The sequence below is a fragment of the Streptomyces pseudovenezuelae genome (assembly GCF_029892565.1).
In the GTDB taxonomy this organism is placed as follows: Bacteria; Actinomycetota; Actinomycetes; order Streptomycetales; family Streptomycetaceae; genus Streptomyces; species Streptomyces pseudovenezuelae_A.
The window spans coordinates 75890-101119 of sequence record NZ_JARXVH010000022.1 but is presented as its reverse complement, the minus strand read 5'-3'; the positions used below and the strand labels follow the sequence as shown (position 1 = coordinate 101119).

Annotated in this window: 22 protein-coding genes; 6 read left to right on the top strand and 16 right to left on the bottom strand. The window is 71.9% G+C overall.

Going from position 1 to position 25230, the window contains the following annotated elements:
- Positions 1-20: 20 nt before the first annotated feature.
- The 9 genes from M2283_RS43505 to M2283_RS43465 form a co-directional block, all read right to left on the bottom strand.
- A complete protein-coding gene (locus tag M2283_RS43505; protein WP_280882126.1) occupies positions 21-575 on the bottom strand; it encodes a SixA phosphatase family protein in 555 nt (184 codons plus the stop codon).
- On the bottom strand, positions 572-1375 hold the full coding sequence (locus M2283_RS43500) for a hypothetical protein (RefSeq protein ID WP_280882125.1): 804 nt from the start codon (positions 1373-1375) through the stop codon (positions 572-574). Before M2283_RS43500 ends, M2283_RS43505 begins: the two co-directional genes overlap by 4 nt.
- Before the next feature lie 129 nt (positions 1376-1504).
- Positions 1505-2857: an aldehyde dehydrogenase family protein gene (locus tag M2283_RS43495; RefSeq protein WP_280882124.1), complete on the bottom strand. Its 1353-nt coding sequence runs from the start codon at positions 2855-2857 to the stop codon at positions 1505-1507.
- 77 nt (positions 2858-2934) lie between these two features.
- A complete protein-coding gene (locus M2283_RS43490) occupies positions 2935-4710 on the bottom strand; it encodes an asparagine synthetase B family protein (protein WP_280882123.1) in 1776 nt (591 codons plus the stop codon).
- A gap of 84 nt (positions 4711-4794) precedes the next feature.
- Positions 4795-5343, bottom strand: a complete 549-nt coding sequence (locus M2283_RS43485) for a hypothetical protein (RefSeq protein WP_280882122.1) — start codon at positions 5341-5343, stop codon at positions 4795-4797.
- A gap of 58 nt (positions 5344-5401) precedes the next feature.
- Entirely contained in the window at positions 5402-6289 is an 888-nt protein-coding gene (locus M2283_RS43480; protein WP_280882121.1) for a hypothetical protein, read from the bottom strand.
- A 1-nt stretch (position 6290) separates the two neighbouring features.
- Positions 6291-7427, bottom strand: coding sequence for a hypothetical protein (locus M2283_RS43475; protein ID WP_280882120.1), 1137 nt, complete (start codon positions 7425-7427; stop codon positions 6291-6293).
- Complete coding sequence (locus tag M2283_RS43470; RefSeq protein ID WP_280882119.1) at positions 7424-8503, bottom strand: hypothetical protein; 1080 nt, start codon at positions 8501-8503, stop codon at positions 7424-7426. Before M2283_RS43470 ends, M2283_RS43475 begins: the two co-directional genes overlap by 4 nt.
- Entirely contained in the window at positions 8500-9207 is a 708-nt protein-coding gene (locus M2283_RS43465) for a cupin domain-containing protein (protein WP_280882118.1), read from the bottom strand. The genes M2283_RS43470 and M2283_RS43465 overlap by 4 nt, the downstream gene beginning before the upstream one ends.
- A gap of 145 nt (positions 9208-9352) precedes the next feature.
- On the opposite strand from M2283_RS43465, the gene M2283_RS43460 reads away from it, so the two are divergent.
- The 3 genes from M2283_RS43460 (at position 9353) to M2283_RS43450 (ending at position 12976) form a co-directional block, all read left to right on the top strand.
- The gene (locus M2283_RS43460; protein WP_280882117.1) at positions 9353-9760 is read left to right on the top strand and encodes a CoA-binding protein; all 408 of its coding nucleotides are present in this window, start codon (positions 9353-9355) and stop codon (positions 9758-9760) included.
- Positions 9761-10042: 282 nt separating this feature from the next.
- Entirely contained in the window at positions 10043-11599 is a 1557-nt protein-coding gene (locus M2283_RS43455; protein WP_280882116.1) for an APC family permease, read from the top strand.
- Between the two features lie 141 nt (positions 11600-11740).
- Positions 11741-12976: a 4-hydroxybenzoate 3-monooxygenase gene (locus M2283_RS43450; RefSeq protein ID WP_432423210.1), complete on the top strand. Its 1236-nt coding sequence runs from the start codon at positions 11741-11743 to the stop codon at positions 12974-12976.
- A gap of 24 nt (positions 12977-13000) precedes the next feature.
- On the opposite strand, the gene M2283_RS43445 is transcribed toward M2283_RS43450, so the two are convergent.
- Both M2283_RS43445 and M2283_RS43440 read right to left on the bottom strand, forming a co-directional pair.
- On the bottom strand, positions 13001-13561 hold the full coding sequence (locus tag M2283_RS43445; protein WP_280882115.1) for a YbaK/EbsC family protein: 561 nt from the start codon (positions 13559-13561) through the stop codon (positions 13001-13003).
- A gap of 44 nt (positions 13562-13605) precedes the next feature.
- Positions 13606-14178 (bottom strand): helix-turn-helix domain-containing protein, encoded by a 573-nt coding sequence (locus M2283_RS43440; RefSeq protein ID WP_280882114.1) that lies wholly within the window; start codon positions 14176-14178, stop codon positions 13606-13608.
- Positions 14179-14270: 92 nt separating this feature from the next.
- Between M2283_RS43440 and M2283_RS43435 the strand changes: the two genes are divergently transcribed.
- The gene (locus M2283_RS43435) at positions 14271-15128 is read left to right on the top strand and encodes an EamA family transporter (protein WP_280882113.1); all 858 of its coding nucleotides are present in this window, start codon (positions 14271-14273) and stop codon (positions 15126-15128) included.
- A gap of 187 nt (positions 15129-15315) precedes the next feature.
- Here M2283_RS43435 and M2283_RS43430 read toward each other — a convergent pair whose 3' ends face one another.
- Positions 15316-16080 (bottom strand): acyltransferase, encoded by a 765-nt coding sequence (locus M2283_RS43430; RefSeq protein WP_280882112.1) that lies wholly within the window; start codon positions 16078-16080, stop codon positions 15316-15318.
- Between the two features lie 116 nt (positions 16081-16196).
- On the opposite strand from M2283_RS43430, the gene M2283_RS43425 reads away from it, so the two are divergent.
- On the top strand, positions 16197-16730 hold the full coding sequence (locus M2283_RS43425; RefSeq protein ID WP_280882111.1) for a gamma carbonic anhydrase family protein: 534 nt from the start codon (positions 16197-16199) through the stop codon (positions 16728-16730).
- A gap of 11 nt (positions 16731-16741) precedes the next feature.
- On the opposite strand, the gene M2283_RS43420 is transcribed toward M2283_RS43425, so the two are convergent.
- The 4 genes from M2283_RS43420 to M2283_RS43405 all read right to left on the bottom strand — a co-directional run bounded on the left by M2283_RS43420 (position 16742) and on the right by M2283_RS43405 (position 23757).
- Entirely contained in the window at positions 16742-17392 is a 651-nt protein-coding gene (locus tag M2283_RS43420) for a DedA family protein (RefSeq protein ID WP_280882110.1), read from the bottom strand.
- Between the two features lie 96 nt (positions 17393-17488).
- Positions 17489-19066, bottom strand: coding sequence for a carboxylesterase/lipase family protein (locus M2283_RS43415; protein WP_280882109.1), 1578 nt, complete (start codon positions 19064-19066; stop codon positions 17489-17491).
- Entirely contained in the window at positions 19063-21528 is a 2466-nt protein-coding gene (locus tag M2283_RS43410) for a beta-glucosidase family protein (RefSeq protein WP_280882108.1), read from the bottom strand. The genes M2283_RS43415 and M2283_RS43410 overlap by 4 nt, the downstream gene beginning before the upstream one ends.
- 336 nt (positions 21529-21864) lie before the next feature.
- Entirely contained in the window at positions 21865-23757 is a 1893-nt protein-coding gene (locus tag M2283_RS43405) for an RICIN domain-containing protein (RefSeq protein ID WP_280882107.1), read from the bottom strand.
- Positions 23758-24119: 362 nt separating this feature from the next.
- Here M2283_RS43405 and galU point away from each other — a divergent pair, with 362 nt between their 5' ends.
- Positions 24120-25112: a UTP--glucose-1-phosphate uridylyltransferase GalU gene (gene galU / locus M2283_RS43400; protein ID WP_280882106.1), complete on the top strand. Its 993-nt coding sequence runs from the start codon at positions 24120-24122 to the stop codon at positions 25110-25112.
- Positions 25113-25230 lie beyond the last annotated feature (118 nt).

Here is a 25230-nt window from a genome sequence, read left to right as displayed (position 1 = left end):
TGTTCTGTTCGCGGGCCGGGTCAGTGCTTCGTGCCGCCCTTGTCTCCGCGCGGCACGAGCATGTTCGTCAGCAGGGCGGTGCCGGGGGCGAGGGCTTCCCAGGTGGCGCCGTGCCAGGCCAGTACGGCGATCGCGGAGGTCGGGAACTTCAGCCGCACCTCGTCCAGCGCGTTGTCGAGGCCGTCCCCGGCGAGTTCGAGGACGAGCTCCTCCAGGCCCGGGTTGTGCCCGACCAGGAGGAGGGTCTCCACCTCGGCGGACACCTCGTGCACGACGTCGAGCAGTTCGGGGACGTCGGCGCCGTACAGGCGCGGGTCACGGTGGACCGGCGGCGGGGTGCCCCACTGCGCCGCGGCCAACTCCCAGGTCTGGCGGGCCCGTTCGGCGGTGGAGCACAGGGCGAGGTCCGGCAGACAGTCGTGCTCGGCGAGCGCGCGGCCCGCCGCGGGTGCGTCGCGGCGGCCACGCGGGGCGAGCGGGCGCTCGTGGTCGGCGACGCCCACGGGCCAGGCGGACTTGGCGTGCCGTAGGACGACCAGCCGACGCAGCGGACCGGCTCCCGCGCGGGCGATCACTCCGGGGATCCCAGGTCACGGGAGAGTTCGAGGCCGAGCAGCCGGTCCGCATAGACGTACGTCTCGAAGCGGGCCCCCTCGGGCAGCTCGCTCGACGCCTCTACGTCGGCCAGCACGCGCAGCACCTCGGGAACGTCCACGTCGTCCTCCCAGGCGGCGCGCAGCCGTGCGCGGACCTCGTCGGGCACCGGCCGCGAGGGCTGCCGCGCCCACCCCGCGACCGCCCGACGCCAGCGCCGGAGCGTGTCACCGGCCTCGGCCAGAGCGGCCTTGTCGAGCCGGGCGGGCGTGTCGCGGGGGCAGGAGAGGAACGCAAGGCGCAGGACGGCGGGGTCGGTGCGGTTCGCGCCGGGCTGGCCGGGCCGCCGCACCTCCAGATGGCCGAGATCGTCCGGCTCCACGTGCACGGGTGCTACGGCGACCAGGACCCCGTCCCCGGGACTCGTAGCGTCCTCCCCCAGCACATGGACGACCTGCGACTCGCCCAGCCCGGAGCCGACGTCCCGGGTGTCCTCGAAGGGGTGGATGCCCAGCGCGGCACCGTCGGCCCGCAGTTCCGCCTGGTCCCGGTCGCCGGTCAGCAGGGGCCAGACCGGGGTACCGCCGAGTTCCAGCGTGCGGACGAGGAGATCGGCGACCAGCAGCACCCGCAGCGCGCCGGGGTCGCGGCCCCGCACATGGGCCTCCACCCTGGTCAGCCGTCGGCGGACAGGGGCGGCGTCGACGGGTTGGCCGGTTCGGGCGTCGGTGATGCGCAGCACGCAGCGAGCGTAGGCGGGCGGAGGGCCGAGCGCAGGCATCCTGCGCGTTTTCCGGACACGGATCGTGGATTCCCCCAGGTGCGCGAGCGGAAGACGGGCGCGTGTGGCGATGGCGGGGATCGGTCGCGCCCCGCCGCCCTGACTGCCCCCGGCTCGGAGCCGGCGCCGTCAACTCCCCCGTACCAGGCGGGCGGTGATCGTCTTGGGGCGTTGGTACTCGGGCAGGGCCAGGGTGCTCAGGTCCGTGCCGTGGCCCGAGGCGCCTCGGCCGCCGTGCGGGAGTTCGGCGGTCTGGACGAGGTGGCAGTTGAGCCAGGCCTCTCCCGCGTTCAGTCGGCCGGCGAGGTCCAGCCCGGTCGTCAGGTCGCGGGTCCATACGCTGGCCGCCAGCGCCTGGAGGACCCCGTTGGCCAGCGTCACCGCCGCGTCCAGGTTCTCCGCCGACTGCACGGTGAGCAGCGGGCCGAAGACCTCTTCCACCACCGCCGGGTCGTCGTCGGGGAGGTCGGCCAGGATCCGGGTGGGGCGCCAGAAGCCGTTGTCCTCGCCGGGCCCGGGGGCGATGTCGGCCGCCAGGTTTCGTCCGGCGGCGGAGGACTTGACGATGCCGTCGTAACGGGCCAGCTGGTCCGGGTTGTTGAGCGGACCGAAGTCCCGGCCCGCGAGGCAGTCCCGGGCCGCGGCGGCCAACCGCTCCACCGTCTCCTCGTAGTTCTCGCGCAGGGTGATGACGCGGGCGGGGGCGGCGCAGCTCTGCCCGGCGTTGTAGGTGCAGGCGCCGGCGAGTTGGGCCCAGGTGTCGTCGGGTGCGTCGGGCAGGACGAGCGCGGGGGCGTTGCCGCCGAGTTCGAGACTGACCCGGCGCCCTCCGGCCCGCGCCGCCACGTCGGCGCCGGCCGCCGCGCTGCCGGTGAACGCGACCATGTCGACATCCGCCTCGACCAGCAGCCGGCCGGTCTGCCGGTCGCCCGCGACGGCGGTGAGAACCCCGGGACCGAGCGCTTCGGCGGCGTGCTCGGCGAGGAGTTCGAGCGTGTCGGGGGTCGTCTCGGCGGGCTTGGCGACCACCGTGTTGCCGGCGGCCAGGGCCGGGGCGCACCGCCAGGCGGCCATCATCAGCGGGTAGTTCCAGGGCACTACGACCGCTACGACCCCGAGAGGTTCCCAGCGGACCCAGCTCTCGTGGCCGTCGACCAGGCGGCCGGCGGCCGGTACCGACTGGGCGCGGACGGCGGAGGCGTAGAACCGGAAGAGGTCGGCGACCTGCGCCACCTCACCCGTCGTCTCGCTCGCCGGCTTGCCGGTCCCGGCGGCCTCCCGTGCGACGTACGCGTCGGCGTGCTCCTCCACCAGCGCGGCCAGCCGCTCCAGCCGACGGGACCGTTCCTTGGGTGTCAGGCCACGCCAGGCGGGCAGCGCGGTGCGGGCGGCCCCGACGGCGGACCGCACCTCGCTCTCGCGGGCGACGGGGGCGGTGCCTCGGTCGCGGCCGGTGCGGGGGTCGATGAGGGTGGTGTTCACAGTGCGGTTTCCTCCATCGTGCTGTTCACAAGAACCGTTCGGTTCACAACGGGATCGGTCGTGCCTGTTGACCCGGTTCACAGGTCGTACGCCCGCAACCACAGCTCCAGCGTGAGCACCAGCCACAGCTTCCCGCCCTGCCGGGGCAGCAACGCGCCCTCGCCGCGCAGCCAGGTCCGTACGGTCTCGGGCCGGAACAACCCCCTTTGCCGCGCGGCCCGGCCGAGCAGCAGATCACCGCCCAACTCCCGCAGCGGACCGCTCAACCACTGCTGCACCGGAACCCGCATTCCGCTCTTCGGCCGGTCCACGACGGTGGCCGGCAGCAAGTCCCGTACGGCTTCCTTCAGCACCCACTTCTCGCTCGTGCCCCGGAGTTTGAGCGTGGGCGGGGTCGCGAAGGCGTGGTCGATCACTCGTCGGTCGAAGAGCGGGGCGCGGCCCTGGAGCCCTTGGGAGGCGGTGAGCCGTTCGACCTTGGTGAGGATGTGGTGGGCGCCCTTGGTGCGGAGGTTGCAGTGGAGGAGTTGGTTGAGGAGGTGGGTCATGCGGTCGGGGCCGGTGAGGTAGGGCTCGACGAAGCGTTGCGGGGCCGGCGCGGACTCCAGGGCGGACAGCGCGTCGGCGGTCAGCAGGTCCGGGAGGTCGGTCCAGCACTTGCGGTAGGACCGCAGATAGGCGGTGGCCCGGTCCTCGTACCAGGGCGAACCGTGCGCTCCCGGCGCCCCCGCGTGCATCTCCTGGACCAGCATCGGGAGGTTCTTCGGCCCGCCGAACACCGGGTCTCCGCCCTCCCCGTTGAGCACGGTCCGCAGCCCGTCGCCCGCGACCGCCTCGGCGAGCAGCAGGTTCGGCACGGTCAGGGGGTCGCCGACGGGGCTGTCGAGCAGGGCGGCCGTGTCGGCAAGGCGCGCAGCGACCGCCGTACCGGAGACCGTCAACACTCGGTGCCGGGTGTGGCAGTGGGTGGCGACCAGGCCCGAGTAGCCGAGTTCGTTGGGGAGTTCGTCGCCGAAGCTGATGGAGTACGTGTGCACGGGGTGGCTGTGCAGCTTCGCGGCGAGCGCGGTGACGAGCGAACTGTCGATCCCGCCGGACAGCAGGACACCGACCGCCTCGGCCTCGGGCAGCCGCCGCGCGGTGGCCTCTTCGAGGAGTGCGCGCAGGATGAGGACGTGGTCGTCCCCGGCCCCGCCCATCTCCTGCTCCGGGAGCGCCTCTTGGGGTTCCCAGTAGACCGCCTCGGTCGCCGTCCCGTCGGCCGCCAGCCGCAGCACCCGGCCGGGCAGCACCTCGCGTACGCCCTCCAACAGCGTCTCGTCGCCCGGCAGATAGGCGAAGGTGAGGAAGGAACGTACGGCGGACAGGTTCATGCGGGTGCCCAGCGCGGGCCAACGGCGTAGTGCGCGCAGGGAGGTCGAGGCCGCCCAGGCGTCTGCGGCACGGGCGTAGAAGAGGGTGCGGGCGCCGACGTGGTCGCGGATCAGGACGAGGTCGTGGCCGTCGAGGACGGCCAGCGCGAACATGCCTTCGGCGAGCGCGACGCCCTGTTCGCCGAGCCGCGCCCAGCAGCGCAGGAGCAGTTCGCCGTCACCGGTGCCCGGTGGGGCGGGGGCGCCGTCGGCCGCGAGGGCGGCCAGGAGGTCGGCGCGGTTGTGCAGGGTGACCTCTCCGACGGCCCGCGTCCCGTACGCCTCGAACGGCCCCTGGGCGTGGCCGGGTTCGTCCCGCACGAGGGCCATCCCGGGGGCGACCGCGGAGGCGCCCATGGCAGCGAGGTGCGCGTCGGCGGCTCCGGGCCGACCGTCGGTGGGCGCGGTGTCCGACGCGAGACTGACGCAAAAACGCGTCATTCGGAGTGTCCTTTCCTGTTGCCGCGTACCCCGGCTTCCTGTCGCCGGGTACGCGCCTTCTCATCCGCCGGCGGAAACCCTCGCTCAGCCGAAGTCGTCGTCGCTCCAGCCGCCCCCGTCGTCGCCCCAGTGCCCGCCGTCCCAGTCGCCGCCGTCACCACTGTCACCGCCGCCGTCACCCCCGCCGTCCCCTCCGCCGCCACCGTCGCCGCCGGAGGACGAGCTCTGTGCCGCCTGCTGGCGCAGTTCCTCTTCCTCCTCCGGGGTGAGGGCGAGCGGCGGCAACTGGGAGGCGGTGACGGCGAGTCCGGCCACTCCGAGGCCGACGAGGATCGCTCCCATCCGGCCGCCGAACGACGTCCGGTTGATCATGAGGGTCTCGCCGCGTCCCCAGAGCGTCCGGCCGTAGCCGATGTCCCGCCCGTAGGTCACCGTGCCGTCGGCGAGGGTCCGCTTGACGATCTTGTCGCCAAGGAGTTCGTCCGTGCCGGTGTTCTCCCGGTCGTCCCGCCAGAACACCTCGCCGGCCGGACCGCGACGACGCCATTCCTGCCGTCCGTCCTCGTAGGTGCGGTGGACGCTGCCGTCGGCGAGCAGTTCGTCCGTGTAGCCGATTTCGCGTGGGCGGATCATCGTCGTAGGTCCTCGGGTCTGCGGCGGAAGGGCATACGGTCCTCGGGTCGGCGTCGGATCATGCGTCGGGCCAGGTCATGAACCCGGCGGTGCGCAGTCCGCGCAGCTCGCCCCAGACGGAGTGACGGGTCGGCCGGGGTCCACGGGTGAGCCGCAGCACGGCGCGCAGGAGCTTGGCCGGCGGCACCGCGGCGACCTCGGCGAACCGACCCGCGGCGAGCCAGTCGACCTCGGCGGGCCGGAGCCCGGGCGGCAACGGTCCGAGCGGTGGCAGCGGGCGGGGCCTGCGCCCGGCCACCAGGCGGAGGGTCTGGGCGTGCCGGGGCACGAGCCCGAGCGAGACGACCCGGACAGGCGTCGATCCCAACTCCTCCCGCACCCGGCCGGACACCGACCCCAACCCCTCACGCACCCGACCGGGCAACGCGATCCCGGCAGGGCTCGCGTCGTGCAGGACGTGCACGGTCGCACCGCCGGCCCGCTCCAGGCCGGCCACCAGCCGGGAGTCCAGCGGCAGATCGTCCTCGGCGCTCAACACGGGGCAGGCCGCCTCCAGATGCACATGGTTGGCCAGCAGCATCCGAGCGATGGCACGGTTCTGGCAGATCAGCAGCCGGGGCAGCGCGTAGTCGTAGAGGTCGGGTTCGCGGGCCGGCCCGCCGATCGTCGGGACGCCAGGGACAGGGGCCGGCAGCAGTCCCGGCAACTCCGCGGCCCACCCCGCGCCGCGCAGCACCTCGGTGAACCGGGACAACCGCAACGGCGGGGCCGGGCTGTACGGGATGCGGCGCACCGGCGCGGGTGTCGGGCGCAGGACGCGGCACGTCTCGTAGTACAGCTGGCGTTCGGTGAAGCGGAGGTTCCCGGGGGCGGCGGCGCGCTGCGCCGCGAGGGTGATCGCCCGCTCCAGCAGCAGCCGGCCGACCGGGTTCGTGGCCGTCGGCATGTCAGTTCCCGTCCCTCACCGGTGGTTTCGAAGGCTGCGGCCAGCTCATGAAGCCGACCGCGGCGGCCTGTTGCCGCTTCCTGTCCGCAGAGGCGCGGGCCTCCCGCACGGCTCGCTCGACCGCCGTCTCCAGCACCGCGGGCGGCACCGCGGCGACGGGACTGACCCAGCCATGGGCCACCCATGCGGCCTCCTGGGGCGCGCGCCACGCCAACTGCCGCAGCCAGTCCGGCTGTTGCCCCGGTTCGCCGAGCACACCGGCGGGCGGTTCCTCGTAGAGCCGTACGACCTTGCGATTGTCGACGACCGACCGCACCGGCAGTCCCGCGTCCACCACCACCCGCCGGGGCTCGATCGCGCGGGCGTCGGCGACCAGTTGGAGACCGCGCGCGCTCGCGTCGTGGAGTACCACCACGGGTCCGGTGCCGGACAGTTCGGAGAGCCCGGCGGCGAGGGTCAGGCTCAGCCGTCGCGGAATTCCGTTGGCCGAGAGAAAGACGCGAACAGCCCTGTCCGGGCAGAGCAGTTCGACCACCAAAGTCCCTGACTCCGGCTCCCGCCGCGGGCCGCCGCCCTTGCGTCGGCCGTCGGTGCTCTCGCGCGACTCCCGATGGTTCTGGTCGTCCACGATTCCGGGCGGCAGCTTCCCGTACGTCTGCACCCACCGCGCGCAGACCATCGTCCTGAAGTCCGGCAGCGCGGGCGACAGATATCCACCGGCCCGGCGTTCGGGCCGATACGCCTCCCCCTTCGCCACGACGTACACGAGGGCGGCCACGCCCACGCACCCCCACCAGAGGAACGCGGCGAAGGGCACGTCCTGGATGAGGACGCCGAGCACCACGAGCCCGATGCCGAGGATCCATTTCACCGTGCGCCCGACCCACCGCGGTCGTCCGCTCTTCGGGACCGCCGTCCAGGAGGAGTTGGCGGTCCGGGCGAGGTACCAGAGCTGGGTGACGGTGACCTGTCGGCGGCCCCCGTCGGTGACCTTCTCGGCGATACGCCGGATGCGCGTGTCGTTCATGCCCGGGCCGTACACCTTGGGGTCGACGGCGTACGGGCGCCCGCAGCGGGAGCACACATTGCCCGTACGTTCCTTGCGCAGCAGGGAGGCCTGGCAGTTGGGGCAGATCATCTCCCCTCCTCCGGCCAGGTCAGGAAACCGACGGAGGCGGCCCGCCGCCGCACCGGATCGTCCGCCGTACCGGCCCTCTCCACGGCCCGGGTGACGACGGCCAGCAGCTTCGCCGGCGGCACCCCGACGAGCGGGAACCCCCACCCCTTGCCCAGCCACTTCAGCTGGGCGGGGCTCAACTCCCCGCTCTCTCCCAGCAGTTCCAGGACCCGCGCCTGCGGCACCTCGCCCCGCACGGGCACCGCGCGCGCGAGCCCCTGCACGGCACCGAGCGGCAGACCGAGGTCGACGACCTGGCGTGCGGGGTGCGCGGTGCGGACGCGCTGGGCGAGCAACAGGCCCTGGGCGTCGGCGTCATGAAGCACGAGTACGGGCCCCCGGCCGGGTGCGGCGGGCAGTGCGGACGCCTCGGCGACGAGCGTGACGCCGTACCGCGCAGTCAGGCCCGCCGCGTCGAGGAAGACGGCGATGGACCGGTCCGGGCAGACGAGAACGATTCCGTCGGGCGACGGCGCCGGGGTCAAGGGGGCGGGCGCCCGGCCCGAGTTGGTCAGCGTCGAGGCCGGACCCGGCGTCATCGGCGTCGGATAGCGGCCGTCTTCGATCACCCCGTCCGGCAGCGCCCCGTACACGCTCTTCCACTCCGCCAACGGCCCGGTGCGGAAGGCCTCCCGGGCGAGTTTCGGTCGCCCCCGGCCCACGCCCGCCACATGTGCGACCACGTCGCCGATCGCCCCGAGGAGCAACAGTCCGCCGAGCGTGGCGATGGCTCCGGACTCCGAGCCCAGCCCGACGAATCCCACGATGACGCCGACGACGGTCAACGCGACGGCGCAGCCCATCTCGGCCCCGCTGTCCCGCAGCGACTTGCGGGACAGGGCGTACCACAACTGGCCCGGAGTACACGGTACTTGGCCGTCCTGGGTGAGTCCGAGGGCGATCCGGCGGACCCGCAGGTCGTTGAGTTTCAGCGGGTTGGTCTTGGGGTCCAGGGCGTACCGGCGCCCGCACTTGCTACAGACGTTGCCGGGACGCTCCTTGCGCAGCAGGGACTTCTCGCAGTGCGGACAGATCACCGTCGGCCCTCCAGTCCTTGCGCGAGCCGACGCAGCCGGGCCGCCAGCCGCTCCCGCACGGTGGTGACGCCCGGCCCGCGCGCCTGCTGGACCTGCTCGATGTCGCGCAGGGCGGCGGCGAGTTGGAGGTAGTCGGTGGCGGCGAGGGTGGCGGTGCGCACACCCGCCGAGCCGATGCCCTCGTACGACGACCCTCCGGCCCTGCGTTCCGCCTCGGGCGCGGTGATCGCGTAGTCCTCGTGGTCGATGCCGTAGCCGGTGTTGGCGGCCAGGATGGTCAGCGGGGCCGTGTCCCGGTTGGCGAAGGAGTGCGGCATCATCTCCGGGATACGGATCAACTCGCCCGGGACGAGCGGGACTTCGGTGACGCGGCCGCGCTCGCTGTCGTAGAGGCCGCAGGCCGCGTAGCCGAGGCTGAGGACGAAGTGCTCGCCGCCGTGCGCGTGCGGGGTGAAGGCACTGCGCGGGCCGACGATGCCGAGTTTGACGGTGGCGTTGGAGGGCCGCTCGGGCGAGGTGCCGGCGTCCCCGATCAGATAGTGGGCGAACTGTCCGTCGTCGATGAACCGCAGAAGATCCCGCTCGGGCCCCAGCTCGCGGGCGCCGTCACGATCGGCGAGGACGACGGAGCCGTCGGGACTCAGCCGGTACAGCCGCACGCCCTGCGGCAGCCCCGACCCCGCTTCACCTGCACTGCCGGACAAACGCGCCTCCCCCAAGAGCCGTTCACATACGCGTTCGCATGGTAAGCCGATGGTCAAGAACGGCACATGGATTCGAGGAATCATCGTGCTCCGCCCGCTGTTGTGCGAAGCGACAGGTTACGCACCAACCCCGAGGAGGCAGAGCGTGTACGGCGACTCAGCGACAGTCCGCAAGATCCTCACCGACCTCGGCGACACCTGGGCGATCGTGGGCCTGTCGTCGAACCAGCAGCGCGCGGCGTACAGCGTCGCCGGTGTCCTGCAGCGCTTCGGCAAACGGATCGTGCCCGTGCACCCGAAGGCGGAGACCGTGCACGGGGAGAAGGGGTACGCCTCGCTGGAGGAGATCCCGTTCGAGGTCGACGTCGTCGACGTGTTCGTGAACAGCGATCTCGCCGGGGCGGTCGCGGGCGAAGCCGTCACCATCGGCGCGAAGGGCGTCTGGTTCCAGCTCGGTGTGATCGACGAGGGCGCCTATGACCGCACCCGCGCGGCCGGCCTGGAGATGGTCATGGACCGGTGCCCCGCGATCGAGATCCCGCGCCTGCGCTAAGCAGGGGTCGCGCCCCACATTCACACCGCCTTCCGACCTTCCGAAGTGCCGCGTACAGACCTTCTGAAGCACAGTCCAGGATCCGCCCTCCCCCTGGTCAAGATTGTGCCAGGGGTCTTCTGCACGCCCACCTTTGATTCCTAACCTGCAACCTCTCAGGCGCTGAAAGTTTCTATACATTTCATGAGAGGCCGCTGAGAAAATGGTGAGCGTCGATCACGCCCCGCGGCGGAGACAAGAGGCACAGGCGGACTGAGGAGGGACGTCGGACTCATCGGTCTGATGTGGGCCTCCGTCGGTTCCATCATCGGTTCGGGATGGCTCTACGGCGCCGAGAAAGCCGTCGTGGCAGCCGGACCCGCGGCGATCATCTCGTGGGTGATCGGCGCGATCGCGATCGTGCTGCTCGCCCTGGTGCACGCCGAACTCGGCGGCATGTTCCCGGTCGCGGGCGGCACCGCACGCTATCCGCACTACGCCTTCGGCGGCCTGGCGGGCATGTCCTTCGGCTGGTTCTCCTGGCTGCAGGCCGCGACCGTCGCCCCGATCGAGGTCGAGGCGATGATCGGCTACGCCGGTCACTGGCACTGGGCGCAGGGCCTTCAGCACGCCGACGGCACGCTGACGACGAGCGGCTTCGCCACCGCCGTCGTCCTGATGGCCGTGTTCGTCGCGGTCAACTTCTTCGGCGTCCGCGCCCTGGCACACACCAACAGCGCCGCCACCTGGTGGAAGATCGCCGTCCCGCTGGGCGCCATCTTCATCATCGCGGCCGGCAACTTCCATCCGGGCAACTTCACTTCGGAGACCTTCGCGCCGTTCGGTGCCAAGGGCGTGCTCAGCGCCATCAGCGGCAGCGGCATCATCTTCGCTCTGCTGGGCTTCGAGCAGGCGATCCAACTGGCGGGCGAGAGCCGCAATCCGAAGCGGGATCTGCCCCGGGCGACCCTGGGTTCGGTCGCCATCGGCGCGGTCATCTACCTGCTGCTCCAGGTCGTGTTCATCGCCGCGCTGCCGCACAGCACCTTCGCGCACGGCTGGGCGCACCTCGACTTCCAGGGGATCAGCGGCCCTTGGGCCGGTCTCGCGACCCTGGTGGGGCTCGGCTGGCTGAGCGTGGTGCTCTATCTCGACGCCGTGATCTCCCCCGGTGGCACCGGTCTGATCTACACCACCGCCACCTCCCGGGTCTCCTTCGGCCTGGCGAAGAACGGCTACGCGCCGAAGCTCTTCGCCCGCACCGACGCCCGGGGCGTGCCGTGGTTCGGCCTGATCGTCTCCTTCGTGACCGGCGTGGTCTGCTTCCTGCCGTTCCCGAGCTGGCAGGAGCTGGTCGGCTTCATCACCTCGGCGAGCGTCCTGATGTACGCGGGCGCTCCGTTGGCGTACGGCGTCTTCGCCGACCGGCTGCCGGACCACGACCACCCCTACCGGCTGCCGGCCGGCAAGGTGCTCTCGCCGCTGTCGTTCGTGGTGGCCAACTTCATCATCTACTGGGCCGGTTGGGACACCCTGTGGCGGCTGGGCATCGCGATCGTCCTCGGCTACCTGCTGCTCGGTCTCTACGCCTGGTACGCGACCGCGTCCGAGCAACCGGACGCGCCCCGGATGGACTTCAAGGCCGCCCAGTGGCTGCCGGTCTATCTGCTGGGGATGGGTGTGATCTCCTCGCAGGGCGGCTTCGGCGGTGCCGGCCGCATCGGCCTGTGGTGGGACATGCTGATCATCGCGGCCTTCTCGGTCGGCATCTACTACTGGGCGCGGGCGACCGCGTCCCCGGTCGAGGCGATCGAGCGGAGCATCGAGGAGGTCGTGGTCACCGACGCGCCCGCGCACTGACGGACGTACGGCACACACGCACCGGCCGGCTCACGGCACCCACGCCACCACCACACGTCCCCTGCCAAGTCCCCTGGTACGACGGCCCGTCGGCCGCGGTGAACCCTGCCGCCGCTGACGGGCCACCGTCATAATGCTCGGGTGACTTTCGCTTCCCCCCACCCCGGCTCCGCCCACTCCGGCCCGCCGTCCGCGCAGCGCTTTCCCGTGGTGATCGTGGGCGCCGGACCGGCCGGCCTCACCATCGGCAACATCCTGCGCGCCGCCTCCGTCGACTGCCTGGTCCTGGAGGTGGAGACCCGCGAGTTCATAGAACGGCGGCCCCGGGCCGGCGTGATCGAGGAGTGGGCGGTGCGCGGCCTCGAACAACGGGGCCTCGCGGACAACCTGTTGGCGCGGGCCGAGCTGCACACCGAGTGCGAGTTCCGGTTCGAGGCGCGGCGCCACCGGTTCTCGTACCACGAGCTGACGGGGCATCACCACTTCGTCTACCCGCAGCCGTTGCTCGTGACGGACCTGGTGCGGGAGTACGCGGACGTGCGCGGCGGGGCCATTCGGTTCGGCGTGCGGGACGTACAGCTGCACGACCTGGACTCGGACCGGCCCTCAGTTTCGTACACGGACCCGGAGACCGGTCAACGGCAGCTCGTGCACTGCGACTTCGTGGCCGGCTGCGACGGAGCGCGCGGGGTGACGCGGACGGTGCTGCCGGAGCGGGCTCGCATCGCCCGGCACGACTACGGCATCGGCTGGCTGGCGCTGCTCGCCGAGGCGCCGCCCTCCTCGGACTGTGTGCTGTTCGGCATCCATCCGCGCGGGTTCGCTGGACACATGCCGCGCAGCCCCGAGGTCACCCGCTACTACCTGGAGTGCCCGCCCGGCGACGACCCGGAGAACTGGTCGCACGAGCGCGTCTGGACCGAGCTGCAGGAGCGGCTCGGCGCCGCCGACCGGCCGCCCCTGACGGAGGGACGGCTGATCGAGAAGCGCGTCCTCGACATGCACAACTACGTGGTCGAACCGATGGTGTTCGGCCGCCTCTTCCTCGCCGGGGACGCGGCCCACCTCACGGCCCCCATCGCGGCCAAGGGCATGAACCTCGCCCTGCACGACGCCTTCCTGCTCGGCGACGGGCTTGTCTCCTACCTCACGAAGGGCGACGCGGGCGGCCTGCACGGCTACTCGGACGCGTGCCTGCAACGGGTGTGGGACTACCAGGAGTTCTCGCAGTGGCTGTCGGACGTCTACCACGGCACGTCCTCGGGCGACCCGTTCCGCGCCGGTACCACGCTCGCCCGACTGCGCCGTCTGTTCACCTCGCCCGCGGCGGCCGGCGCGTTCGCGGAGCAGTACCTCGGCGAGGACTCCGCCACCTGACAAGGCACTGACGGGACACCCCGGTCAGACCGCCACTCCCAGTCCCTCCAGGACCACGGCGCCGGGCAGTTCGGCGAACGCCTTGCCCGGCACCAGCAGCTTGCCGCGCCGCCGGCCGCTGCCGACCAGGACGTACGGGAGGTCGACGACGGCCGAGTCCACCAACAGGGGCCAACCGTCGGGCAGTCCGATCGGGGTGATGCCGCCGTACTCCATGCCGGTCTCCCCCGTCGCGGTGTCCATCGACGCGAACGAGGCCTTGCGGGCGCCGAGTTGGCGACGGACCGTGCCGTTCACGTCGACCCGGGTGGTGGACAGCGCGACACAGGCCGCGAGGGTGGTCTCGCCGCCCCGCTTGCCGGCGACCACCACACAGTTCGCCGACTGTTCGAGCAGCTCCCGGCCGTAGCGCTCCACGAAGGTCGCGGTGTCGGCCCACTCCGGGTCCGTCTCGACGTAGACGATCTGCTCGGCGGGGACACTGCCGCGCCACCGGCGTACGGCGTCGGCGACCGGGCCGATCAGGTGGTCGAGGGCGTCGGGAGCGGGGGCGGCGTGGTCGAAGTGTCCGATGGGTGCGTCCATGGCGGCACGCTAACAAACCCCTCGGACCGCCTCCCGCGCCGCCTTCAGCGCACGCCGGGAACCGAGACGCACATGATCATCTCGACCGGCGCCTGCCCCTCGTTGCCGTACGTGTGCGCGCTGTTGGCCTCGAAGGAGACGCTCGAACCGGCCGGGACGGGGTACTTCTCGCCGTCGACGGTGAGGGTCAACTCGCCGGCCGTCACGTGCACGAGCTCGACCGTCCCGGCGGGGTGCGGGTCGGAGGGGCTGTGGTCGCCGGGCATGAGGCGCCAGTCCCACATCTCCAGCGGGCCGGGGGCCTCGGTGCCGGCGAGGAGGCGGTTGTAGCTGCCGGCGTCGGTGTGCCAGAGCCGCACCGCCTGGTCGGCGGGGACGATCCGGACCTTGGGGCCCTGCTCGTAGTCGAGCAGTGTGGTGATGCTGATGCCCAGCGCGTCCCCGATCTTCACGACGGTGCCGATGCTGGGGTTGGTGCGGGCCTGCTCGATCTGGATGAGCATGCCGCGGCTGACTCCGGCGCGGGCGGCGAGCGCGTCGAGGGTGAAGCCGCGTTCGTTGCGCCAGCGCTTGACGTTGCGCGCCAGGGACTGGTTCAGCAGGTCGAGGTCCGCCACTTCACGTCCAATATTCTGAATGACAGAGTGCAATGCAGTGAACTACGGTGTGGTGCACCGGATCGTTCACCGAACTGTACTGCGAGGCGACCGTGACAGCATTCTTCGCCCTGGCCACCAGTCTCCTGTGGGGCCTGGCCGACTTCGGCGGCGGCCTGCTCACCCGGCGCACCCCGGCGCTGACGGTGGTCGTGGTCTCGCAGGTGATCGCGGCGGCCGTGCTCGGCGTGGTCGTGGTGGCGACGGGCGGCTGGAGCGAGGCGGGGCCGCGGCTGTGGTTCGCGGTCGCGGCCGGCCTGGCGAGCCCCGTGGCGATGATCGCCTTCTACAAGGCGCTCGCGCTGGGCCCGATGGGCGTCGTCTCCCCGCTCGCGACCCTGAGCGTGGCCGTCCCGGTCGGCGTGGGCCTGTTCCTCGGCGAGCGCCCCGGCATGGTGCAGGTCGCGGGCATCGCGGTCGCCGTCACCGGGGTCGTCCTCGCTGGAGGTCCGCAACTGCGCGGCGCGTCCGTCCAGCGCCGGGCCATCGTGCTCACCCTCGTCGCGGCGCTCGGCTTCGGCGCGGTGTTCGCGCTGATCGCGGAGGCCTCGACGACCGTCACCGGCCTCTTCCTCGCCCTCTTCGTGCAGCGCGTGACGAACGTGGTCGCCGGCGGCATCGCCCTGTACGTCTCCGTGCGACGCGGCGCCGAGGCCCTCCCGCCGACCGGCTTCCCCTGGGCCTCCCTGCCGACGCTCGCCTTCGTCGGCCTCGCGGACGTCGCGGCGAACGGCACGTACTCGATCGCCGCCCAGCACGGCCCGATCACCGTGGCCGCGGTCCTGGCCTCGCTCTACCCGGTGGTGACGTCCCTCGCCGCCCGCGGCTTCCTCGACGAACGCCTCCGCACGGTCCAGGCAGCGGGCGCGGGCCTCGCTCTACTCGGCACGCTGCTGCTGGCCGCAGGGTGATCGGGTTTCGGAGTCTGCCGTCCGGCTCGCCCCGAACGAGGAGTGAGGTCGGATTGAGCCTGAGCAGGAGCTTCGAGATCCGCTGCTCGGCTCGACCTCGGCCCGAGCACGGGGCACGGGGCACGATCGGCATCCGCCCCAGCCCGAGCAAGACGCCGGGCACCCTGCCGAACCAGCGGCGCGCGCGTCAGGACTCCACGTCGAGCTGCGCCAACCGCTCCACCGTCTCGTCGTCCAACTCCGAGAGCGCCAGCAGCTGTTCGGGGGTGACACCGTCGGGGATCGGCACCGGCGCGGGAGTCCTGAGGGGCGGCTGCCAGCCCTCGGCCGAGGTCCAGCGGCGTACGACCCGGGCGGGCGCCCCCGCCACCACCGCATGGTCGGGCACCTCGCCGCGGACGACCGCCCCGGCGGCCACCACCACGTTCCGCCCGATCCGCGCGCCCGGCAGGATCACCGCGCCGGTGCCGATCCAGCAGCCCGGGCCGATCTCCACCGGCTCCATCCGGGGCCACTGCTTGCCGATGGGCTCGTGGGGATCGTCGTACGAGTGGTTCGTGGACGTGACGTAGACGTACGGGCCGAAGTAGCAGTCGCTGCCGATGGTGACCGTCGTGTCGGCGATGACGTGGCTGCCGCGGCCGAGGACCACGCCGTCGCCGAGCCGCAGGATGGGGTCGGGGCCGAGGTCGAGGTCGGGCATCAGGCCGGCGGTGAGGGTGACCTGTTCGCCGACGATGCAGTGGGCGCCCAGATGGATCCAGGGTTCGCCGAAGACCGTGCCGAGCGGGAAGGCGAGCCTGGTACCGGTTCCCATCGCGCCGAAGCGGAACCGTCCCGGGGAGTCGGCGGTGACGGAGCCCGTGCGCTGCACCCAGGCCCAGCCCGCGTGCACCGCGCGCTGGACGAGACGGTGACGCCAGGATGAGAACGTGTTCTTGCGCTTCGGCACGCAGTCACCGTACTGAGAGTGCGGTGCCCTTATGAGGTCGAGGGCTTGTGATCTTCGCCCCACCGGGTGGCGTACGGTGCGTTCTGAAGCGAGGACGGCCACAAGGAGCGAGAACGATGACGCACAAGGCGTTGATCACGGGGATCGGCGACAGGGAGCCGAGGATCGACGAAGAGGCGTTCGTGGCGCCCACGGCCTCGGTCGTCGGGGACGTGACGCTGCAGGCCGGGGCGAGCGTCTGGTACGGCGCCGTACTGCGGGGTGACGTCGAGCGGATCTCCGTCGGCGCCCGGGCCAACATCCAGGACAACTGCACGCTCCACGCGGACCCGGGGTTCCCGGTCAGCATCGGTGCGCGGGTGTCCGTGGGGCACAACGCGGTGGTGCACGGGGCGACCGTCGAGGAAGACTGTCTGATCGGCATGGGCGCGACGGTCCTCAACGGCGCGGTGATCGGCGCCGGTTCACTCGTCGCCGCGCAGGCTCTGGTGCCGCAGGGCACGCAGGTGCCGCCGGGTTCGCTGGTCGCGGGCGTCCCCGCGAAGATCAGGCGGGAACTGACGGACGAGGAGCGCGAGGGCATCACGCTCAACGGCACGCTGTACGCGGACCTCGCGAAGGCGCACCGCGAGGTGCACGAGAAGCCGTAGCCGTCCCAGCCTCAGTCGACGGCCGGTACGGGCTCCGTCTCGGCCGCCTCCCGCTGCGCCGCCGACTTCTTCGCCTTGCGCCTGATCACCAGCATCGACGCGAGACCGAAGAGGACGGCCGCCGCCAGGCCCAGGTAGGAGAACCGCTTCAGCCAGTCCTCGGCGACCACACCGACGTAGTAGATGACCGCCGTGGTGCCGCCCGCCCAGCAGATACCGCCGAGGACGTTGGCGATCAGGAACTTCCAGTACGGCATGTGCAGGACGCCCGCGAGCGGGCCGGCGAAGATCCGCAGCAGGGCGACGAAGCGGCCGAAGAAGACGGCCCACATGCCCCACTTCTCGAAGGACCGCTCGGCGGTGGCGATATGCCCCTCACCGAAGTGCCGTGGGAACTTCTTGCCGAGCCAGGCCAGCAGCGGCCGTCCGCCCTTGCGGCCGATCGCGTAGCCGATGGAGTCGCCGATCACGGCACCGAGGGTCGCGCAGGCGCCGAGGACGATCGGGTTGATGCCCGAGTGCTGCGAGGACAGCAGCGCCGCCGAGACCAGGACGATCTCGCCCGGCAGCGGGATGCCCAGGCTCTCCAGACCGATGACCAGTGCCACCACGGCATAGACGGCTGCCGCGGGCACCGTGTCGAGCCACTCCTGGACGTGCAACGCCGGTTCCTCCCGATTCGTGGCCGTTCATGCCCCTACGTTCGCGGGCATTCCCGGCGCGCGCCGCGCGAGGCGCACGCCGGGAAGCCTACCGGGTCACCGCGCGGCGGCACCGTCCCACAGATCGCACCGGTGGTCCCGGTGGACGGAGGTGCTGAGGACGTTCCCGCCCTTCGACGCCGTGCGCAGCGAGAGCACCACGCCCGTGCCACCGGGCATCGGCGGCTGTCCGGCGGCACGCGGCACACCGTCCCGTACGAAGGATCCCCAGTACGCCACCATCTGCCGCGCCAGCGCCCGCTGTTCGGCGTCGAGCGGAGACTCCAGACCGAAGTGCCGGAACAGGTACTGCACCTCGTTCACGTGGGTCGCGCCGAAGTCGAAGTCGGTGTGCAGGTTGCGCAGGGAGGCGAAGGGCGGGGAGGTGAGGTCGGCGAACTCGTACGAGTAGACCGGGCCGCGCTTCGCGAGGAGGCCGTCGAGCCGCAGCGCCGGACAGGCGAAGAGGCTGTCGCCCTGGGCGGTGGCGTATCCGATGGTCGGCGTGGGGTAGTCGGAGACCGGGTAGCGGCGCAGGGCCTCCTCGCCGAAGTCGGCGCGCACGGCGTCCGGGTACTGCTCGACGGTGAGCGGGGTGCCCTTCAGGTCGAACGCCGAGAACGCGAACAGCCGCCCCTCGTCATGGTTCGCCCCGTTCAGCACCGGCACTCCGGCGGCGGCACCCTTCGCCAGTGCCTCCTCGGGCTGGCGGGGCAGGAAGGTCCCGCCGACCACCGGCGCCCAGTCGAAGTCGTCCTGGGCGGCGAGGATCTCGGCGGCCGACTTGCCGCGCAAGCAAGCCACGGTCGTACAACCGAGCTTCTGAGCGAAGGAGGCTCCCTCCGTCACGGCCGTCCGGTGGGTGCGGGCGGCGCAGTCGTCGTAGGCGCCGCTCTCGATGATCCCGGCCCGGAACAGGCCCTTCGCGGTCGGCGAGGCGAGCTGTGTGCAGACCGAACGGCCGCCCGCCGACTCGCCGGCGATGGTCACCCGGCCCGAATCGCCGCCGAAGCGGCCGATGTTGGCGCGCACCCAGCGCAGGGCGGCCTGCTGGTCGAGCAGTCCGAAGTTTCCGGAGACACCGTCGCGCGTCTCGTCGTCGAGGCCGGCCGACGCGAGGAAACCCATCGCCCCGAGGCGGTAGTTGACGGTCACGACGACCGTCCCGGTCTGTCGCGCGAAGGCGTCGGGCACGACGTCCTGACCGGCGCCCGCGGTGAGCCCGCCACCGTGGAACCAGACCATGACCGCACGCTGCCCGGACCCCTTCGGGACGTACACGTTCAGGTCGAGGCAGTCCTCGGTGTGCGAGGGCTGCTCGTATCCGGGGTCCCAACTCGACGTCTGTACGCACTTGTTGCCGAAGTCCAGCGCGGAGCGCACTCCTTGCCAGGGCCGGACGGGCTTCGGTTCCCGCCAGCGCAGCTTCCCGACCGGCGGCTCGGCGTACGGGATGCCGAGGAACTGCCGTCCCTCGGCGGTGATTTGGCCGCGCACCGCGCCCGCGTCGGTATGGACGACCGGGCCGCCGTGCGCCGCGCTCGGCTCAGCGGCCCGCGCGGTGGGCAAGGGCGCGACGAGCGTGACCGCGAGGGCCGTGAGAGCGATACCGAAACGCCGCATCAGCCGTGTCACCGCGCCACCTCCACGTTCGTCCGCAACCGCAGATCCCCCGACGACGCCCCGACCCACACGGACCGACGCCCGGTCCCGAGCACCCAGTCGTGCCTTTTCGCATCCCAGGAGGACAGCGTCCGCGCGTCGACGCGCACGGTGACCCGGCGCCGCTCCCCCGGCCGCAGCGCCAGCCGCCGGTAACCGCCCAACACCCGTACCGCCTGGTCGAGTCGGAGATCCGGCGACCGCCCGACGTACACCTGCGGCACGGCGATCCCGTCACGCCGACCGGTGTTGTGCACGACGAAGTCGACGTCGAGACCGTGCCGATTCCAGCGAGCGGCCAAGTCCCCGTAGGAGAAGGAGGTGTACGACACTCCGTGGCCGAAGGGGAACAGCGGCCGGACACCCTGCGCGTCGTACCAGCGGTAGCCGACGTGGATACCCTCCGAGTACTCCTCGGTGCCGTTCACACCCGGGTAGCGGCGCGGGTCGCCGGCGACCGGGTGATGGTCGTCGTCGACCGGGAAGGACTGGGTGAGTCGGCCGCCGGGGTCGCAGTCGCCGAACAGCACGGCGGCGGTGGCGGCGGCGCCCTCCTGGCCCGGGTAGTACATCTGCAGCACGGCGCCGGTGCCGCGCAGCCACGGCATCGACGTCGAGGACGAGGTGTTGAGGACGACGGTGGTGCGCGGGTTGGCCGCCGTGACCGCCTCGATGAGTTTCGCCTGGTTGCCGGGGAGCGCGACGGTCGTGCGGTCGAGGCCCTCGGTGGCGTCCTCATAGGCGAAGAGGACGACGTCACGGGCGGCGCGCGCGACCTTGACGGCCGCGGCCACGTCCTGCGCCCGGGTCGCGCCGGTGATGCGGCGCAGCCGGAAGAGCTGCCCGGCGTCCCCGCCCTGCGCGGTGATCTGGAGCCGGTGGGCGCCCTCGGTGAGGCTCAGGGTCTTGCGGCGCACCGACAGTCCGTCCGGTGCGGCGGAGACCAGGCCGCCGGAGAAGTACTCGCCGTAGCCGGGGGCGAGCGGGAAGAGGTCCTCGCCGTCGAGGAGCACCTTGGGGCGCAGGGTGGGGGCGGCGGAGTAGTGGATGACGAAGGTCCACTCGTCGGCGTCGGAGACGGTGAGTGTGCCGTCGTACGTCCAACTCGCGCCGGCGGCGACCTGTTGGCCTTCGCTGTCGAAGGCCGGGCTCAGGGCCGAAGCGGGGATCGCCTTGCCGAACAGGTCCTCGCCGAGGGCGTAAGTGACCTTGCCCGCACGGGACTTGATGACGTCCAGCGGGCTGTCGGCGTGGTCGGGGACGACGTGGGCGCTGCCGCCGCCGCTGACGAAGGGCAGGGTGCCGGTGGGGCCGACGACAGCGACGCTGCCGCCCGGCGAGAGCGGGAGCGTGCGGCGCTCGTTGCGCAGCAGGGTCGCGCCCGCCTTGGCGATCTCCAGGGCGACGGCCGCACCCGCCTTCGCGTCCCGGTCGGGGCGCGGTGGAGTGCTGCCGTCGAGCAGCCCGAAGCGGTCCATGACGGCGAGGACGCGGCGGACGGCCCGGTCGACGTAGCGCTCGGGCACGCTGCCGTTGCGCACGGCGGTCCTGAGCGCCGTACCGAAATGGGTTCCGTCGGGCATCTCCATGTCGAGGCCCGCGGTGATCGCCTCGACGGTGCTGTGGGCGGCGAACCAGTCGGTCATCACCCAGCCCTCGAAGCCCCATCGCTCGCGCAGGATGTCGGTGAGCAGGGTCTTGTTCTCGCAGGCGAACGTGCCGTTGACCTTGTTGTAGGCGCCCATCACCGCGCCGGTGCCGGCGTCGACGGCCGCCTCGAAGCCGCGCAACTCGGTCTCGTGCATGGTCTGTTCGTCGACCCGCACGTCGATGGAGTCGCGGTCCTTCTCCTGGTTGTTGAGGGCGAAGTGCTTGACGGTCGCGATGAGCCCCTCGCCCTGGATGCCCCCGATCTCGGCGGCGACCAGGCCGGAGGCGAGCAGCGGGTCCTCGCTGAAGGTCTCGAAGTTGCGGCCCGCGTAGGGGGTGCGGATGAGGTTGACCATCGGGGAGAGCAGGACGTCCTGGCCCAGCGCGCGGCCCTCGCGGCCGATGACCTGGCCGTAGCGGCGGGCCAGTTGCGGGTCGAAGGTCGAGGCGAGCAGGACGGGGGCGGGCAGGGCGGTGGCGTGCCGGGTGACGCGGACGCCGGCGGGGCCGTCTGCGAGGCGGAGTGGGGGGATGCCGAGGCGTTTCACTCCGGGGACGTAGCCCGCCTGGCCGAGCGAGGCCGGGTCGGTGGCGCCGTGCAGCAGGGAGATCTTCTCGTCGAGGGTGAGCTTGGTGATGAGACCTTCGACGCGGGGGCCGGCCCCCGCGTCGGGTCTGTCCAGCGCGCGGGCGGGAGGCGTGAGACCGCCGGTGGCCGCCGCGGCGACGGCGATCGATCCGCCCAGCAGACGCAGGGCGGACCGCCGGGAGACAGTGTCCGACATGAGCCGTCACTCCTTCGGTGTGCGGGCACGACGATGTGAACCGCAGTGCGCCCGGCGCCCCCGGTCCGTGTCCGTGTTCGGCAACTGAACGCACTATGCGTCAGGACCGACTTGACACCCCGTTGGACACCACTGGCGCGGCGGGAAAACTATGACCGGAGGTGACTCGTGTCAATGACCTGAACGAGAAAGGGCGCGATGCCGACAAGAACCGAAGGTGACCAAGAGTGAGGCCACCCCGGGGAAGGGCTGCGGAGAGCGTCCCCGGGGTGGCCGTGACTCAGTGAGGGCGGAGGGCCGAGCCACCCCGGAGAACGTCCCCGGGGTCGCAGCTCGTCAGTGCAGGTGGAGCGCCGAGCCGAGTCCCGTCGTCAGCGGGGTCGTGATCGCGGCAACCGTGTCCACCAGGACGGCCGGCAGGTTGCGGACTCCGTCCGCGGCGTCGGACACGCCGACGGGGGCCGGATCGACCGCTCCCCCGGACCCGGACTCGTCCCCGACCTGGGCGATCCGCGTCTCGTACGGGTCGCCCTCGGACCGTCCGTCGCCGGGCAGCCCGCTCCCGGGCGGCTGCGGCGGATCCTGGAGGCCGGGTGCCCCCTCGGCACCGCCCGCGGCGGAATCCCCCTCGGGCCGACCGTTCTCCCCCGCTCCCCCCTCGGTCTCCGCTCCCCCGGCGGTCCCGCCGACGACGGCACTTCCCCCGTCACCGGCAGTCGCCTCCAGGACCCAACGCTGCCGGGCGGACCCGTCCCGTTCGGCGACGACGACCCTCTTCGCCTTCTTCCCCTTGCCTGCCGCGACGAGGTGCCCCTTGCCGCCGCGCAGCAGCAACTCGCCGCGGACGGTGAGGTCGTAGCGCACCTCGCCGGCGTGCACGAGACACCCGGCCACGATGACCGAGCCGCCGCCGGACCCCTCATCGGCGTCGAGGCACAGGGTGGGATCGGCGCCGCTGCGCAGCAGCCCGTCGTCCTGGTACGACCACTGCTGCGAGATGGCGGTGGAGCAGTCCGCCAGCACAGCGGCGGCGCCGGACACGGCCCGGCCGCCCTTGATGTCCAGGCAGAGCCCGTCGGCGGGGTTGCGCAGCCGACCGCGGCCGACCTCCACCGGCTGGCCCACCGAGGCGGCCGAGGGTGATCCGTCGACCGAGGCCCCTTCCGCCGAGCGCGACGGGAGCGCGGTACTGCCGCTGGGCGCGCCCCAGGTCGCGTGCGGGTCCGGGACACCGTTGTCGTCGGACCAGCCCTTGGCGACGAGGACCGTCGCGAGCAGGGCGAGGGAGGTCAGACCGACACCCACGACGGCCGCCTTGGTGTGCCGTCGCGGCATGACGGGACGATGCCGGCCGACGACCGCGGACGGGGCCGGCCGCCCGGGCGTCACCCGCTCGGGGGCGCCACGGCCGGGACGCGACTCGAGGTAGCGACGGGCACCCCAACGGAGCACGGTCTCCGCGAGCAGTACCCCCAACCCGCCCTCGAAATAGCTGAGTTGCTCGACGGCGAAACGGCAGTAGCGGCAGTGCACCAGATGCTGGCGGACGTCCGGGAGCAGGGCTCCGCCCCGGCGCAGCGGGATGTCGAGGAGACGGTTGTAGAAGCGGCATTCCTTGGAGGGCGCGAGTTCCTGGTGGGCGCGGACGCAGCCGTTCCGGAATTGTTCGCGTGCCTGCTCCAGCGCGGTCAAGGCGGTACCGGCGTCCACGCCCATCAGACCGGCCGGTACGGATATGGGCTCGCCCTCGACCTCCACATGCCAGAGCAGGCATTGCGAAGCACCCGGAAGCCCTCGGAAAGACCTTTCCGCCAGGCGCCGCCTTTCGGGCGTCACGGACCGCGCGGCCAGCAGACCGCGACCGCCGGTGGGTTTGCGGAGTTCCGGCAGGGCGACGGATATACGGTCGTCCGAGGCCCACTCCTTCACCGTGTCCCGTACGGCCACCAGGAGTTGGGGACGCAGGGCGCCGCCGGCCGACTTGCCGAGCACCCGGTGGAACGCGGCGGTGGCGGCCATGGACGCCGGATGCTCCACCGTGGCCAGGCATATGACGGCGTACTCGTACGCCGACCGCCAGTGCCGGGCCAGCAGCAACGCGCTCGCGCGGACACCGGCGTCACTCGCCGCGCCCTGAGCCGACTGCGCCAGGAGCTCGCGGTCGGACTCGCCGGGGTCCGACCCGGGGCGTGGCGCGTACGGGGGGAGTGGGGGGTAAGCGGATTGCACTGAACCAATTCCTTCCAAGCCGCAGGACCGGCAAGGCAAATGGCTGTCCACCGGAAAGCAGGTGCCTGATTGGTGCATACCTACGACACGCCTGATGCGGTGTGCTATAAGGCCGCTCACCTTCGCACAATTGCCTCACAGGAAACAAGAAGTTCGAGTGACCGAAGTTCAAAACGCCGCAACTTCAGATAAGTTACCGACGGTATCCGCACCCGCATTCGATATCTCGGCCGGATGGGCGCCAAAATGTGTGCACTCAAAGACGGTTGGCACACCAAATCTCCAAGTTCTCGGACGGCTCCACAGCGACCTCCGAGGTCTCTCTCGGCCTGCTCTCATCCGCGCGCGCGAGCATGGGCCGCATGATCGCCCCCCACACTTCGAACAACCCAGCCCCTGCGTCGACCCCGGCCCGCCCGGTCCGCAAGGCCGTCGTCCCGGCGGCCGGACTCGGCACCCGGTTCCTGCCCGCGACCAAGGCCACGCCCAAGGAGATGCTGCCGGTGGTCGACAAGCCGGCCATCCAGTACGTCGTCGAGGAGGCCGCCGCGGCCGGGCTGGACGACGTCCTGATGGTCACCGGCCGGCACAAGCGGGCCATCGAGGACCACTTCGACAACGCCTTCGAGCTGGAGCAGGCACTCGCCGCCAAGGGCGACGCCGTACGTCTGGACGCCGTACGCGACCCGGCCCGGCTGGCCAACATCCACCACATCCGCCAGGGCGAGCCGCTCGGCCTCGGCCACGCCGTGCTCTGCGCCCGCCGCCATGTCGGCAACGAGCCCTTCGCCGTGCTGCTCGGCGACGACCTGATCGACCCCCGCGAGACCCTGCTCAGCCGGATGCTCGACATCCGCGAGCGGCACGCCGGAAGCGTGGTCGCGCTGATGGAGGTCCCGCCGGAGCAGGTCCACCTCTACGGCTGCGCGGCCGTCGAGCCGACCGACGAGGACGGGGTGGTCCGCGTCACCGGCCTGGTGGAGAAGCCCTCCCCCGAGAACGCCCCCAGCAGGTACGCGGTCATCGGACGCTACGTCCTCGACCCGGCCGTCTTCGACACCCTGGAGCGCACCCCTCCGGGCCGCGGCGGCGAGATCCAACTCACCGATGCCCTCCAGGAGTTGGCCGCCGACGGCACGGTCCACGGGGTGGTCTTCGACGGCCTGCGCTACGACACCGGCGACAAGGCGGACTATCTCCGCACGGTGGTCAGGCTCGCGTGCGACCGCGACGACCTGGGGCCCGAATTCATCGCCTGGCTCAAGGAGTTCGTGGCGGGGCTGGAGAGTGGGGACGGGAGGGGCACGGAGAGCGGGGACGGGACCGGCACGGTCGGGCGAGGACTGGCGGCGTGACCGGCTGAGGCGACGGCTGGTGGCGCAGTCGGCGGATGGGGGCGGGGTGTTGCGCGCCGAGGCGAATCACCGGGGGGCGCCAACGGGTCGGTCACGCGCGCTGCACCGGCGAGGCGCC

What these genes read in the sequence shown, in the direction of transcription:
- M2283_RS43445 (WP_280882115.1), bottom strand. Translation starts at nt 13,561, where the DNA reads ATGGACGCACCCATCGGACACTTCGACCACGCCGCCCCCGCTCCCGAC.
- M2283_RS43500 (WP_280882125.1), bottom strand. Translation starts at nt 1,375, where the DNA reads ATGCCTGCGCTCGGCCCTCCGCCCGCCTACGCTCGCTGCGTGCTGCGC.
- M2283_RS43425 (WP_280882111.1), top strand. Translation starts at nt 16,197, where the DNA reads ATGACGCACAAGGCGTTGATCACGGGGATCGGCGACAGGGAGCCGAGG.
- M2283_RS43485 (WP_280882122.1), bottom strand. Translation starts at nt 5,343, where the DNA reads ATGATCCGCCCACGCGAAATCGGCTACACGGACGAACTGCTCGCCGAC.
- M2283_RS43455 (WP_280882116.1), top strand. Translation starts at nt 10,043, where the DNA reads ATGTGGGCCTCCGTCGGTTCCATCATCGGTTCGGGATGGCTCTACGGC.
- M2283_RS43475 (WP_280882120.1), bottom strand. Translation starts at nt 7,427, where the DNA reads ATGATCTGCCCCAACTGCCAGGCCTCCCTGCTGCGCAAGGAACGTACG.
- M2283_RS43480 (WP_280882121.1), bottom strand. Translation starts at nt 6,289, where the DNA reads ATGCCGACGGCCACGAACCCGGTCGGCCGGCTGCTGCTGGAGCGGGCG.
- M2283_RS43490 (WP_280882123.1), bottom strand. Translation starts at nt 4,710, where the DNA reads ATGACGCGTTTTTGCGTCAGTCTCGCGTCGGACACCGCGCCCACCGAC.
- galU (WP_280882106.1), top strand. Translation starts at nt 24,120, where the DNA reads ATGATCGCCCCCCACACTTCGAACAACCCAGCCCCTGCGTCGACCCCG.
- M2283_RS43410 (WP_280882108.1), bottom strand. Translation starts at nt 21,528, where the DNA reads ATGTCGGACACTGTCTCCCGGCGGTCCGCCCTGCGTCTGCTGGGCGGA.